Source organism: Anaerococcus cruorum, from assembly GCF_046365495.1.
Taxonomy (GTDB): Bacteria; Bacillota; Clostridia; order Tissierellales; family Peptoniphilaceae; genus Anaerococcus; species Anaerococcus cruorum.
Window position 1 is genome coordinate 139,004 of sequence record NZ_JBGMEH010000008.1, and the last position, 14,247, is coordinate 153,250.

Below are 14,247 nucleotides of genomic sequence, written 5' to 3' on the forward strand. Positions count from 1 at the left end.
TGCTAAATATTAACTATCTTTAACAACTATATGCTTTAATACATTGCATAAAACGTTTTTCTTTGATAATATAATTACATAAGTAAAATTTTAAAAATGGAGGAGTTATGAAAAGAAATAGAATTTTACCTTACATATTATCAATGTCACTAATCTTTTCTGCTTGTGGTGCAAATAACACAGCCCAAGACACAGAAGATAAATCTACAAATACAACAGTAAGCGAGCAATCGACTGAAGAGACAAAAAAAGTAGATGAAACAAAAGAGGAAAAAGAAGAAAAAGATACTTCTAAAGTTGATCCAGATGCTATTGATGGACAAGCTAAGGGATACAAGGGAGATGTTATCGCTCATGTAAGCTTTGATGGTGATAAAATCTCAGACATAAAAGTAGACCACGAAGAGACAGAAGGTCTTGGAGCAGCTGCTATTGAGAAAATGGTTCCACAAATCATTGAAAATCAATCTGTAAATATTGATTCAGTATCAGGAGCTACATTCTCATCAACAGCTCTTATAGAAGCAGTTTCAGCGGCAATTACTGAAAGTGGCCACAATCTAGAAGATTATAAAAAAGACTTTACTAGCAAGGATAAAGAAAGAACAGATGCAACAAAAGATGTAGATGTTGTAGTAGTTGGTGGTGGTGGAGCTGGTTTTGCAGCAGCAGTTACCGCAAAAGAAAATGGAGCTAATGTAGTATTACTAGAAAAAATGCCACAAGTTGGTGGAAATACATTAATTTCTGGTGGAGAAATGGCAGCTCCAGCTAATGAACTTCAAGAAAAAGAAGGTATAGAAGATAGCAAAGAATTATTTGCAAAAGATGTAAAAGAAGCTGGTGGTAACCCTGAACTAATCGATGTTCTAGCAGACCATGCTACAGAAGATGCTTACTGGTTAAGAGATGACATCGGAGTAAAATGGCTAGATAGCTTAATGTTCTTTGGTGGTCATTCAGTAAAAAGATCACTTATCCCAGAAGCTCACTCAGGTAATGAATTAATTAAAAATTACCTTAAAAAATGTGAAGAACTAGGAATCGAAGTAATCACAGAAGCAGATGTAAAAGAAATCTTAACTGAAGATGGCAAAGTAACAGGTGTCAAAGCTGAAACTCCAGATGAAAACCTAACAGTAAATGCTAAATCAGTAGTACTTGCAACAGGTGGTTTCGGTTCAAATGACGAAATGACTTACGAAAATGACCACGAAATAGATGAACATATTAAATCAACAAACTCACCAGGAGCTACAGGTGATGGTATCATCATGGCAGAAGCACTAGGTGCAGATACAGTTGATATGGACAAAATCCAACTTTACCCAGTATGTGACCCAGAAACAGGTAGACTACTTTATGTAGGAGATACAAGACTTGTTGGTGGTGCGTTACTTGTAAATAAAGAAGGGGACAGATTCGTTGAAGAACTTGCAACAAGACGTGAAATTTCCCTTGCTATAAAAGATCAAACAGACCACGTAGGATACCTACTATGGGATGAAAAATCAAATGAAACCACAGGAACAATGGCATCTAATCCACAAGAAGCTGAAGAACAATTTGAAAAAGGAAATTTAGTAAAAGCTGATACTATAGAAGAATTAGCAGAACATTTTGATATAGACAAAGATGAGCTACTAAAAACAGTAGAAAGATTTAACGAAAATTCCAAAAAAGAAGAAGATCCAGACTTCAACCTAAGAATGTTAGGATGGACAGTAGAAGAAGGACCATTCTACATGCTAAAAGCAGCTCCAGCAGTTCACCACACAATGGGAGGACTAAAAATTAATAAAGAAGCTGAAGTGTTAACAAAAGATGATCAAGTAATCGATGGTTTATACGCAGCAGGAGAAGTTACAGGTGGTATCCACGGATCAAACAGACTTGGATCAGCAGCTATAGCAGATATTACAGTATTTGGTAGAATAGCTGGTAAAAATGCAGCAGAACATGCAAAATAAATAAAAAAACAAGTAGCCTATATGGCTACTTTTTTTGTACAAAAAAACCAGGATAAACCTGGTAGTTAAATTATTCAGCAAATTCTATTTTGCCATCTTCAAGTTTTGCAATTCTAGCTAGAGAATATATTTCTACGCCCATTTCTTCAATAATATTGCGTCCATTTGAGAAAGATTTTTCTATAACTATTCCACATCCTACTGGATTTGCTCCTGCTTGACGGATGATTGCTATCATTCCTTTTGCAGCTTGGCCGTTTGCAAGGAAGTCATCAATCATTAGGACGTTTTCTCCTTCATTGATAAATTCTTTATTTACTATAAGTTCATTCATAACTTGTTTAGTAAACGAAAATACGCTTGAATGATATACATCTTCGCTAGTTGTTAAAGATTGTTTTTTACGACCGAAGACACATTTTACTCCAAGCTCGCTTGCAGTTGCTAGGGCTGGAGCGATACCAGATGATTCTACTGTAAATACTTTGTCTATTTTTTTATCCTTGAAATGCTCAGCAAATTCTTTGCCCATTTTCTTGATTAGTTCAACATCAATTTGTTGGTTTAAAAAAGAATCTACTTTTAAAATGTCATCTCCTAGAACTACACCCTCTTCTAAGATTTTATTTTCTAATTCTTTCATCTTAACTCCTTATATTTTTATATGTATAACTTATTATTACTATTATAAGGATAATAGCTAAATTAGTCAAAAGTCTCTCTTTAATTACTTTATAGATACCCAAAACGAAGATGGGTAAAATAATATTATGAATAGTTTAGAGTTTAGTAAAGATTTAATTAAATTTATAGATAGTAGTCCATTAAATTATTTTGCAGTAGTAAATGCAAAAAATATTTTGTTAAAAAATGGCTTTAAAGAGCTTTCAGAAAATACCAGATGGGAGATAGAAAAAAATGACAAATACTTTGTCACTCGTAATGATACTGCTCTAATTGCCTTCACTATAGGAGATGACCTAACAAAGGGGTTTGATATAATAGGATCTCACACAGATAGCCCTACATTTAAGGTAAAATCAAATGCAGAAGTAAATGATAGCGGATATTTAAAAATAAATATTGAACCCTATGGTGGGATGATTTATTCTACATGGACAGATAGGACATTATCTCTTGCTGGTAAAGTTTCCTATAAAAAGGATGGAGAAATTAAAAGTGAATTGGTAAGTATAGATAAAGATTTACTCACCATCCCAAATGCAGCCATCCATATGAATAGGGAGGTAAGTAAGGGATTTGAACTAAATCCGCAAGACCACTTATATCCAATTATCCAAACCATCGAAGAAAATTTTGAAAATGGTTATCTAGAAAAATTATTGGCTGAAGAAATTGGCATAAATGCTGATGATATTTTGGATTTTGACTTAGGTCTATATGATAGGCAAAAGGGTGCAATAATAAATAATATGTACCAAATAGGCCGTATAGATAACCTAGGCTCTGTCCATGCATCTTTAATGGCCTTTGTGGATGCAAAAGCTAACAAAAACAATGTTTTAGTTTTAAATGATAATGAAGAAATAGGGTCTAGAACTCCAACTGGTGCATTTTCACCATTTTTAAGAGATACTTTAAAAAGATTAGCGGATAATACCTGCTATGATGATGAAGATTTTTATATTGCTCTAGCAAATACTTATCTCATCTCAGCTGACCAAGCCCATGCTATTCACCCAAATTTTAAAGACTACCACGACCCAACCAATCCCATAAAGATGAATGGGGGACTGGTAATAAAAACTGCAGCAAATGGTGCGTATTCATCAAATATTACTTCAAATGCTAGATTAATTGATTTAGCAAATAGCATTGGCTGTAAGCTACAAAAATTTCATAACAGAAATGATAAGGCTGGTGGGTCTACCATAGGGCCAATTGCTTCAACAGGACTTGGAATAAATTCTATAGATGTCGGCGAACCAATTCTAGCTATGCATTCTATAAGAGAGCTAGGCGGGATAGAAGACCACTTTGATGCTTATAAGATTTATAAGGCATTTTACGAAACAAATTTTTAAGGAGATAAATTATGGCAATAATGGAAATATGTTTAATACCAATAGGTACAAAAGAAACTTCAGTTAGTAAATATGTAGCAAGCGCTAGCAAAATTTTAGAAGCTGAAGGTGTAAAACACAAGCTAAACCCAATGGGCACTGTTATAGAAGCTGATGCTGATAAGTGCTTTGAAATTGCAAGAAAGATGCAAGAAGAAGTATTTAAAGAAGGATCAGATCGCGTTTATACAGTAATAAAAATGGATGATAGACGAGATAGCGACCATGATATGGATTATAAAGTAAAATCTGTAGAAGATAAATTATAAGAAAAAAAGATTGCCAAATAAAAATGGCAATCTTTTTTATTTATACAAATAAAGGAGCTATATATCTTAATAAAAAGATAATTGCAAGACCATATACTAAAGGACTTACTTCTTTTCCTCTACCTGTTAGTAGTTTAATACCAGCATAAGAAATCATTCCAAAAGAAATACCTTCTGCAATAGAATATGTTGCAGGCATCATTAGGATAGTCATAAATGCTGGGAAAGCTTCTGTTATATCTGAGAAATTAATTTCTACAACAGTTGAAAGCATAAATAATCCTACCACTACAAGGGCAGCTGAGGTAGCTTGGGTTGGTATAATTGAAAATAGTGGAAAGAAAAATGCAGCAATTGCAAAACAAACTGCAGTTGAAAGTGTAGTTAATCCTGTCCTACCACCTTCTGCAACACCTGCAGAACTTTCTACAAATGTTGTGATTGTAGATGTTCCTAAAAGTGAACCAAGAGTTGTACCAACAGCATCAGCTAAAAGTGCCTTTGATCCATCAGGTAAGTTGCCATCTTCATCAAGCATATTAGCTTTTGTAGCAACCCCTGTTAAAGTTCCTAGAGTATCAAATATATCTACAAATAAAAATGAAAATAATACTGAAAACATTTCAAAAGAAAAAATATTTGAAAAATCTAGTTTAAAAGCAACTGGAGCAATAGATGGTGGCATAGATACTATAGCATTTCCTTCTGGAAGTGATGATACTCCTAAGAAAAGTGAAATAACTGTAGATGCAAGAATTCCCCAAAGTAAGGCTCCTTTTACATTTTTAGCTGTAAGAACAACCATAATAATAAGAGCAAAAAAGAATACAAACCCTTCTTTTGATGCTATATTACCAAGTTGTAGGGAAATATCACCAACACCAACTATACCAGCATTTAATAAACCAATGAGGGCAATAAATAAACCTATGGCAACAGAAACTGCTTTTTTAAGATTTATGGGTATTGCATTAAATAAGGCTTCACGAACTCCTGTAAAAGAAAGAATAATAAAAATAATACCTTCTAAAAATACCGCAGTAAGAGCAAATTGCCAGCTCATACCCATTTGCATAACAACTGTGTATGTGAAAAATGCATTTAGACCCATACCAGCAGATAAACCAAAAGGCATATTCGCATAAAAGGCCATAATTAACATAGCAATTACTGAAGCAATTATTGTTGCAGAAAATACAGCACCAGCATCCATACCAGCATCAGAAAGTATAGTAGGATTTACAGCAAGTATGTAGCTCATTGTCATGAAAGTAGTAATACCAGCCATAATTTCAGTTTTTTGATCTGTACCATGTTCGCGTAACTTAAAAGTACGCTCATTAAACGACTCAAGCGCCATTACATCCTCCTTAAAATAAAAATGATACAAAAGCTATTATACGCAAATTATTTATTTTTGCTAAAAATCTTTATTTTTCATTTTTCTCTACTATAATAAATATATATCTAGGAGGATTTATGTCGACGAGAAATCTCATACAACTTATTGTAATTATTATAGGCCTTATATTATCAGCGTTCTTTTCCTCATCAGAAACTGCGCTTACAAGTGTAAATGTATTTAAAATAAGACAAATGGAAAAAAATGGAGTAGAAAAAGCTCCCTTAGTAAAAAGATTAGTAGATAATATAGGATCGGTCTTAACAACAATATTAATTGGAAATAATATAGTAAATATAGTAACCACTACTGTAGCTACCATATTTTTTACAGAAGTAATGGGGCCAAAGGGGGCGGTAATATCACCAATTATTCTAACTATAGTAGTTCTTATTTTTGGTGAAGTTACTCCAAAAAATATAGCAGCTGCTAATAGCGAAAAACTAGCCCTAGCTGTAGCAAGACCAATTCGATTTTTAGATATTATCTTAAAACCTATAAATTTTGTTTTAGGAAAAATAACTGGAGCTATAACTAAGGCCTTTGTAGGAGAAGAAGAAAGCTCAAATCTTGTTACCGAAGAAGATTTAAAAACTATAGTAGATGTTTCTGAGGAACAAGGGGTTATTAATAACGAAGAAAGCGAAATGATTAATAATGTATTTGAGTTTGGTAATTCATATGTAGCAGATATTATGACAGCCAGAACAAATATGGAGGCCATTTCAGTAGAATCCACTCCTGAAGAACTAAATGAAATGCTAAAAGAAACCAACCACTCAAGAATCCCAGTCTATGGTAAAAATATTGACAATATCGTAGGTATTCTTCATATGAAAGATATAGTTTCGACTATAGCAGATGGGAAAGATTTAGTTTTAGAAGAATTAATCAGACCTGCTTTCTATGTTTATGATAATATGCATATATTTGATTTATTTACCAATATGAGAGGAGAAAATGTCTCCCTTGCTATAGTAATAGATGAGTATGGTGGAACAAGTGGACTTGTAACTATAGAAGACATAGTGGAAGAATTGGTAGGCGAGATAGATGATGAATATGATAAAGATAATCAAGATGTATTTAAATTAACAGAAAATTCTTATCTAGTAAAATCATCTATGCACTTAAATGATTTTAATGATTACTTTAATCTGAACCTAGAAGAGATAAAAAATGACTCTATAGGAGGATTTGTAATAGACCATCTGTCGAGAATCCCAGAAGCAGGTGATAGTATTAAGATAGATAATGTTATAATTACTGTAGATGAAGTTGATAGATATAAAATAGAAATGTTAAAAATAGAATTTATTTAAGGAGATAAAATGAGAGAAACTGTATATATCAGTGGGCACAAAAACCCAGATACTGACTCAATTATATCTGCAATATGCTATGCAGATTTAAAAAATAGGCAAGGAGATATAAATGCCATTCCAATTAGACTTGGAAATCTAAGTCCAGAAACAAAGTTTGTCCTAGATTACTTTAAGGCAGAGGCTCCTGTTTTAAAGGAATCAATGATTTTACAGGTTAAAGATTTAAATATAGATAGATCTTATGCCATAGATCCAACTATTCCTGTAAGAGTAGCTTGGGATATTTTTCAAGAAGGTCTTACAAGCTCTCTAGCTGTAGTAGATAATGAAGGAAAAATAACAGGTATTGCATCTTTATCAAATATTACTAAATCTTATATGGATGTTTGGGATGATAAAATTATAGGAAGAGCCCATACTCCAATAGAAAATATAATAGATGTTCTAGCTGCAAAAACTTTATTATTACCAGAAAATCCAAGAGCCTTTGATGGAAAAATGACTGTCATGGCTATGAATGATGAAGATCAAGAATTTGATTATTACTTTAGCGAAGGCGATATAGTAATCGTAGGTAATCGTACAGATTATTTAGAATATCTGATCACCCGTAAAGTAGGTCTAATAATTTTAACAAATGGGTCTAAAGTTAGTGAAGACTTATTAGAATATGCTGCTGAAAATAGGGTAACAGTCATATCAACAGATTATAATACCTTTATGACATCTCGTTTATTGCCAATGACTATTCCAGTTAGCCATGTAATGACAGAAGATGATTTAGTTTATTTTTCAACTAATGATACCCTAGATATAGTAAAAGAAACTATGGCCAAATCAAGATTTAGATCATATCCAGTAGTTGATGAAAATAAAAAAGTAATAGGATCTATATCAAGATACCATCTAATTTCATCAAATATGAAAAAATTAATTTTGGTAGACCATAACGAGAAAAACCAATCTATAGATGATATAGACCAAGCAGAAATAATAGAAATCATTGACCACCACAGGGTAGCAAATATTTCTACAACTGCTCCATTATTTTATAGGGCAGAACCAGTAGGATCAACAGCTACAATCATTTCTGAAATGTATTTAGAAAGTGGGCTAAGACCATCAAAACAAATTGCAGGATTACTTTGTGCAGCAATTATTTCAGATACACTTTTATTTAGATCACCAACAACTACAGATATTGATAGAAGAATTCTAGACCGTATGAGCAAAATTGCAGATTTAGACCCAGAAGATTTTGCAAATAAGATGTTTAAGGCAGGTACTAGCCTAAAAGAAAAATCTCCAGCTGATATAGTAGAAGGAGATGTAAAAACATTTACCATAGGTGGAGAAGATGTAAGAGTTGGCCAAGTAATGACCATGAACCCAGAAGAACTAGAACCACTTCGTGATGAAATAACAAAATTAATGCAAGCAAAAATCGAACAAAAAGGTGAAACAACCTTCGTTTTAGTGCTTACAGATATATTTAATGAAACAAGCGAGCTATTAGTAGTGGGAGACCATGTGGAAGATATCGAAGAAGAATTTGGCCACAAGGTAGAAAATGGAACTATTTCTGCTCCAGGAGTTTTAAGTCGTAAAAAACAAGTCATCCCAAGACTAACAAATGCCTTTATAAAAGCAGAATAAAATTTTCCTAGCTTAGGCTAGGATTTTTTATTTATATAATATATGGGGTAAAAACTTATTAATAGGAGTGTGAGTGTATGGATGAAATAATGGATTTATATGATGAAAATAGGCAAAAAACTACAAAAACTTATATAAGAGGATCAGTTCAGCCCAAGGGTTTTTATAGGATGGTTGTTCATGTGTGTATCTTTAATAGTAAGGGAGAACTTTTGATACAACAACGTACTTTTAATAAAAAAATGCCCGGCCTATGGGATGTCACATGTGGGGGAGCAGTTTCTACAACAGAATCATCGTCAGTAGGTGCGCAAAGAGAATTGTTTGAAGAACTTGGAATAAAAATAGATTTTACACATATAAGACCAAGCCTAACTGCAAACTTTGCTCAAGGCTTTGATGATTTTTATATCTTACATAGGGATATAGATTTAAATGATTTAATCTTGCAAAAAGAAGAAGTAGCTGATGCAAGGTGGGAAAATTTAGAAGGAGTCCTTGACTTAAGAAGGGCCAATAAATTTGTAGGCTATAAGGAAAATTTTATTAGATTTTTATTTGATTTATCTTGTGACAATAGGTATGTGGAGATATAATTAGAAGAAAAAACAGGTGATTTTATGAAAAAAACTGATTTTAACAAGGCTTACCTATTACTTAGGATAGCATTTAGTTTATTAATAATCATTGGAATGATAAATCTTAAAAATTTACCTGACCTTATACCAATCCATTGGGATGGCAGTGGATCCGTCAATAATAGTATAGAAAAAGGTCACTTTCTGCTTAGTATTTGGTTAATTTATTCAGCTACAATTTTAATAGATAATATAGTCTCCAAGAGAGACGATTATAGGAATAATAAAACTAGCAATATTATTATAATAATTGTTTTAACTATGTTTCTTTTAATTTTTGCTTACTTATTATTAAGAAATATATAAATAAAAAACTCGAAGCTTTTAGCTTCGAGTTTTATTTATTTAATTCCTCAAGTAGGTATTCTGGATCCATACCGTGTACCATGCATGCTTCATCTAATGTTTCATATAGTGAAGATGGACATGATATACAACCCATACCTGCCATAAGGAGTGTGTTTATTGATTCTGGTTTTGCTTGGATGATTTCACCGATTAGCATATCACGTGTAATCTCAACTTTACCAGTAGTTTGTTTAGTATCTTCCATTATAGTACCCCCTTATATATATTTATCGTACTTCAAAAACCACTATTAGCAAGTGGTTTACTAGGGATTAAACTTTTACCAACAATAAGTATAATAATAGAAAAATACAGAAAGGTCAATATCTTATGGAAAATAAAAAACTTTTAACAGATGAAATTTTAAGTTTAAGAGAAGAACTTAAAGAAAAAAATGATATGATAAATAACTTAGGGTCAAGTGTATCCTTTGTGCAAGTGTTTGTAATTCCCCTTATAACAGCAGCCATCACTACATTTATAATTAGTAAACTTTCTTTAAGCTCTAACCAAAGCGTAGGATTTTTTATAGTTGTATTTATCCTTAGCATAAGTATAGCAACTATAAAGAATAAAAAAGAACTTGCAAAGAGAAAAGAAGAATTAATAGAAGAAAGGTTAACCATACAAAAAGCTTTGGTAGAAAAAGGTAAAGAGCTGAGTGAGCTAGAAAAATAATTGAAAAATAGGTCCTACTAAGTATAATATTAGCAGTTAAACTACTAGAGTGCTAAGGAGGATACATGAAACAAGAATTTAAAGCTGAAGCCAAAAAAGTAATGGATTTGATGATTAATTCTATCTATACAAATAAGGAAATATTTTTAAGAGAACTAATTTCAAATGCATCAGATGCCTTGGATAAGCTATATTATGAAGACTTAAAATCAGAAACTGAAACAAACAAAGCTGACTACTATATAGAGATAATACCAAATAAAGAAAAGCGCACTTTAACTATAAAAGATACTGGAATTGGTATGGATGAAACTGATTTAATAGAAAATCTAGGAACTATCGCTAAATCTGGTACAGCATCTTTTAAAAGCTCTGTAGAAAATTCTGATATCAAAGATTTAATCGGTCAATTTGGTGTAGGATTTTATTCTGCCTTTATGGTTGCCGATAAAGTGGCTGTAAAGACTAAAAAATATGGGCAAGATACTGGATATCTTTGGGAAAGTGAAAATGCAGATGGTTTTGAAATAACAGAGTCTGACAAAAAAGATAATGGTACAGAAATCACACTTTTCCTAAAAGAAAATACAGAAGATGAAAACTACGATGACTACCTAGACCAATTTAGAATTAGAAATCTAGTAAATAAATACTCAAACTACATCCGCTATCCAATCAAAATGGAAGTCACAAAAACAAAACTTGCAGATGATAGTACAGAAGAAGAGCCAAAATACGAAGACTACAAAGAATTAGAAATCCTAAACTCTGAAACCCCTATTTGGAAAAAAGATAAAAATGATTTAACTGATGAAGACTACATCAACTTCTACCAAGACCAACACTTTGGTTTTGATGAACCCTTATCTTGGTTACATTTTAAAATAGAAGGGGCAGTGCAGTTTAGAGCTTTAATCTACATTCCCAAAAAAGCTCCTTTTGATTACTACTCAAAAGATTATCAAAAAGGCCTACAATTATATACCCACGGTGTAAAAATAATGGATCGTAGCGAAGATTTAGTAGAAGATGCCTACTCTTTTGTAAAGGGTGTGGTAGAAAGTGATGATTTAACCTTAAATATTTCCCGTGAAACCCTCCAACAAGATAGGCAATTAAGGGTCATTTCTAAGCAAATAAACAAAAAAATTAATAGACACTTATTAGATTTACAAAAAAATGAGCCAGAAAAATACGCTGGCTTCTTTAAAGAATTTGGTAATAATATAAAAATGGCTATCTATGAATCCTTTGGAGCTAATAAAGAAGATCTACAAGACTTACTTCTATTTTATTCTAAAAATGAAGATAAACTAATTTCACTAAGAGAATATAAGGAAAATGCAAAGTCTTCTGCAGAAAATATCCTTTATGCTACGGGAGATTCTCTAGAAAAAATTAAAAACTCACCAGCCTTATCCATGGTTGAAGATGATCAAGATGTGCTTTTATTAGATGAGCCAATAGATGAGTTTTTAATCAAAATGCTAGAAGAATATGATGGACTTAAATTTAAATCCCTTGCAGAAGAAGATGAAGACCAAACAAGCGATGAAGATAAAAAAGACTTAATCGAAAAACTTTTAGAAAAACTACCGGATGATGTTGTAGATATTAAGTTTAATGAAAAAATGGGAGACATCCCAGCTATGATTAAGCAAAGGGGAGATATTTCTATAGAAATGGAAAAGGCTCTTAAAAATAATCCCCAAGGTCCGGCTGTAAAAGCAGAAAAAGTTCTAGAAATAAATAAAAACTCTAAGGCCTATGAACTTTTAGAAAATGCTAAGGATGATGAAAGAAAAATTGAAATTGCAAATTTACTTCTAGACCAAGCAAAATTAATTGAAGGATTAGAAATAGAAGACCCAGTAGCTTATACAAAAAATATTTGGAAACTCATATAAGGAAAATTATGGAATATAAAAGAAAAAATGTTTGGTTAAATATTGACCAAGACCAAAAAGATGAATTAGAGAAAATCTCAAAGGACTATATAGACTTTTTAAATGTAGCAAAAACAGAAAGACTTGCTACAAATGAAATTATAAAAAGAGCAGAAAGAGCAGGCTTTGTAAGTCTTGAAGAAAAAATAAAAGAGAATGCTTTAAAAGCTGGAGATAAAGTTTATACAGTTAATAAAAACAAAGCAGTTGCTTTATTTGTAATCGGTAGTGAGGACTTGGAAAAAGGTATGAGCATTGTTGGTGCTCATACTGATGCTCCACGATTAGATTTAAAACCAGTACCTCTATCAGAAGATAATAATATTGCATATTTTAAAACTCATTACTATGGCGGGGTTAAAAAATACCAATGGACAACTATTCCTCTAGCTTTGCATGGAGTAATTTTTAATAAAAATGGCGAAAAAATCGACGTTTCTATCGGAGAAAATGACGATGAGCCAGTATTTACCATATCAGAACTTTTAATCCACCTTTCAAAAAAACAATTACAAAAACCAGCTAGCGAAGTAATTGAAGGTGAACAGCTGAAAGTAATAGTAGGATCAATCCCCCTTGTGGATGAAGATGATAATCCTGTTAAGAAAAATATTTTAAATATTCTTAAGGAAAAATATGGAATTGATGAAGAAGATTTCATAAGTGCAGAATTTGAAGTTGTCCCTGCCATTAAAGCAAAAAATGCAGGTTTAGATAAGTCTATGATAATAGGCCATGGTCAAGATGATAGGGTTTGCTCCTATAGCGCTTTAAATGCAATTTTATCACTAAAAAACCCAGCAAAAACTGCAGTAGCACTATTTGTAGATAAGGAAGAAATAGGCTCTTATGGTGCAACTGCCATGACTTCACAATTTTTTGAAAATGCAGTTCTTGAAATTTTAAACATAGAAGGCAAAGCAAATTTAATTAGCCTAAAAAGAAGCCTTGCAAATTCAAAAGTATTATCTGCGGATGTAACCCTAGCTTATGATCCAAACTTTAAAGATGTATCAGAAATAGATAACTCAGCTCAATTTGGCTGTGGAGTTGCCCTTACCAAATACACTGGTAGTGGTGGTAAAGGTGGCTCAAATGATGCCAATGCAGAATATCTATCAGAAGTAAGAATGGCCTTTGCAAAAGAAAACGTAATCTATCAAACCGGTGAACTTGGAGCAGTAGATGCAGGAGGTGGGGGAACTATTGCCTTTATCCTTGCAGAATATGGTATGGATGTAGTTGACTGTGGTACACCAGTTATTTCCATGCACGCTCCAACTGAACTTGTAAGTAAGGCTGATTTATATGAAACTGTTTTAGCCTATAAGGCTTTTTATAAAAATATTTGACACACACTAGGACATTTAGTATAATATTACGCTTCCTTGACTTAAGTGCTTTATGGACGTATAATCTATATTAGCATTTAATGAGAGGATGATATAATGGAACAAAGATCAGTAAATGACATCAGACAGGAAGTTAAGAATAATATCGGTAAAGAAGTGATTCTAAAAGCTGATATGGGACGTAAACGTATCAAGACTAAAACAGGTGTCATTGTAAATGCATTTCCTAGTGTCTTCACTGTAAAAGTTAATAATGATTTTGATGTTGAGCGTACAGTATCATATTCATATTCAGATATTTTAACATCTACTGTAGAGTTGATTTCTGCAGAATAAAAAAAACTGATTGGAATTCCAATCAGTTTTTTTAGTTATCATTATTTTCTTCATTCTCTTCCTCTATACTGTCATCATTAGTATCAGCATCTGTTTTGTTTTTATCTTCTTTATCAACCTCTATAATAGTTGTAGTAGTTTCTGTTGGATGCACCTCTTCTTGCTTTTTCTCACATCCAGATACAATAACCAGCATTAAAAAAGCTGGCATTATTATTTTATAAAGTTTTCTCATTTTTCCCT

The 14,247-nt window shown here is 32.3% G+C and carries 15 protein-coding genes; 11 read left to right on the plus strand and 4 right to left on the minus strand.

The genetic code is table 11. The features are described from left to right. The first annotated feature begins 107 nt into the window (after positions 1 to 107). Positions 108 to 1,970: a flavocytochrome c gene (locus ACCQ40_RS07920; protein ID WP_410033301.1), complete on the plus strand. Its 1,863-nt coding sequence runs from the start codon at positions 108 to 110 to the stop codon at positions 1,968 to 1,970. Between the two features lie 70 nt (positions 1,971 to 2,040). On the opposite strand, the gene ACCQ40_RS07925 is transcribed toward ACCQ40_RS07920, so the two are convergent. Beyond that, positions 2,041 to 2,613, minus strand: coding sequence for a xanthine phosphoribosyltransferase (locus tag ACCQ40_RS07925; protein WP_394011172.1), 573 nt, complete (start codon positions 2,611 to 2,613; stop codon positions 2,041 to 2,043). A gap of 127 nt (positions 2,614 to 2,740) precedes the next feature. Here ACCQ40_RS07925 and ACCQ40_RS07930 point away from each other — a divergent pair, with 127 nt between their 5' ends. Both ACCQ40_RS07930 and ACCQ40_RS07935 read left to right on the plus strand, forming a co-directional pair. Beyond that, positions 2,741 to 4,015 carry a M18 family aminopeptidase gene (locus ACCQ40_RS07930; RefSeq protein ID WP_410033302.1) on the plus strand — a complete coding sequence of 425 codons (1,275 nt, stop codon included), beginning with the start codon at positions 2,741 to 2,743 and terminating at the stop codon, positions 4,013 to 4,015. An 11-nt stretch (positions 4,016 to 4,026) separates the two neighbouring features. Continuing rightward, positions 4,027 to 4,323, plus strand: coding sequence for an MTH1187 family thiamine-binding protein (locus ACCQ40_RS07935; RefSeq protein ID WP_394011174.1), 297 nt, complete (start codon positions 4,027 to 4,029; stop codon positions 4,321 to 4,323). 40 nt (positions 4,324 to 4,363) lie between these two features. On the opposite strand, the gene ACCQ40_RS07940 is transcribed toward ACCQ40_RS07935, so the two are convergent. Further along, positions 4,364 to 5,683: an NCS2 family permease gene (locus tag ACCQ40_RS07940; RefSeq protein WP_394018815.1), complete on the minus strand. Its 1,320-nt coding sequence runs from the start codon at positions 5,681 to 5,683 to the stop codon at positions 4,364 to 4,366. Between the two features lie 119 nt (positions 5,684 to 5,802). On the opposite strand from ACCQ40_RS07940, the gene ACCQ40_RS07945 reads away from it, so the two are divergent. From ACCQ40_RS07945 to ACCQ40_RS07960, 4 genes are all read left to right on the plus strand, one after another. Next, positions 5,803 to 7,047: a hemolysin family protein gene (locus tag ACCQ40_RS07945; RefSeq protein ID WP_394018813.1), complete on the plus strand. Its 1,245-nt coding sequence runs from the start codon at positions 5,803 to 5,805 to the stop codon at positions 7,045 to 7,047. Between the two features lie 9 nt (positions 7,048 to 7,056). After that, positions 7,057 to 8,706 carry a putative manganese-dependent inorganic diphosphatase gene (locus ACCQ40_RS07950; protein ID WP_410033303.1) on the plus strand — a complete coding sequence of 550 codons (1,650 nt, stop codon included), beginning with the start codon at positions 7,057 to 7,059 and terminating at the stop codon, positions 8,704 to 8,706. A gap of 77 nt (positions 8,707 to 8,783) precedes the next feature. Continuing rightward, on the plus strand, positions 8,784 to 9,302 hold the full coding sequence (locus ACCQ40_RS07955) for an NUDIX hydrolase (RefSeq protein WP_410033304.1): 519 nt from the start codon (positions 8,784 to 8,786) through the stop codon (positions 9,300 to 9,302). Between the two features lie 24 nt (positions 9,303 to 9,326). Next, complete coding sequence (locus ACCQ40_RS07960; protein WP_410033305.1) at positions 9,327 to 9,650, plus strand: DUF1648 domain-containing protein; 324 nt, start codon at positions 9,327 to 9,329, stop codon at positions 9,648 to 9,650. Positions 9,651 to 9,681: 31 nt separating this feature from the next. Here the strand turns inward: ACCQ40_RS07960 and ACCQ40_RS07965 are convergent, their stop codons facing one another. After that, positions 9,682 to 9,897, minus strand: coding sequence for a DUF1858 domain-containing protein (locus ACCQ40_RS07965; RefSeq protein ID WP_394011180.1), 216 nt, complete (start codon positions 9,895 to 9,897; stop codon positions 9,682 to 9,684). A gap of 125 nt (positions 9,898 to 10,022) precedes the next feature. On the opposite strand from ACCQ40_RS07965, the gene ACCQ40_RS07970 reads away from it, so the two are divergent. The 4 genes from ACCQ40_RS07970 (at position 10,023) to ACCQ40_RS07985 (ending at position 14,004) form a co-directional block, all read left to right on the plus strand. Further along, a complete protein-coding gene (locus tag ACCQ40_RS07970; protein WP_394018809.1) occupies positions 10,023 to 10,370 on the plus strand; it encodes a hypothetical protein in 348 nt (115 codons plus the stop codon). Between the two features lie 65 nt (positions 10,371 to 10,435). Further along, on the plus strand, positions 10,436 to 12,277 hold the full coding sequence (htpG, locus tag ACCQ40_RS07975; RefSeq protein ID WP_410033306.1) for a molecular chaperone HtpG: 1,842 nt from the start codon (positions 10,436 to 10,438) through the stop codon (positions 12,275 to 12,277). Between the two features lie 8 nt (positions 12,278 to 12,285). Further along, complete coding sequence (locus ACCQ40_RS07980) at positions 12,286 to 13,668, plus strand: aminopeptidase (protein WP_410033307.1); 1,383 nt, start codon at positions 12,286 to 12,288, stop codon at positions 13,666 to 13,668. 96 nt (positions 13,669 to 13,764) lie between these two features. Continuing rightward, positions 13,765 to 14,004, plus strand: coding sequence for a Veg family protein (locus ACCQ40_RS07985; RefSeq protein WP_394011183.1), 240 nt, complete (start codon positions 13,765 to 13,767; stop codon positions 14,002 to 14,004). Between the two features lie 31 nt (positions 14,005 to 14,035). On the opposite strand, the gene ACCQ40_RS07990 is transcribed toward ACCQ40_RS07985, so the two are convergent. Then, positions 14,036 to 14,239, minus strand: a complete 204-nt coding sequence (locus ACCQ40_RS07990) for a hypothetical protein (RefSeq protein WP_410033308.1) — start codon at positions 14,237 to 14,239, stop codon at positions 14,036 to 14,038. Positions 14,240 to 14,247 lie beyond the last annotated feature (8 nt).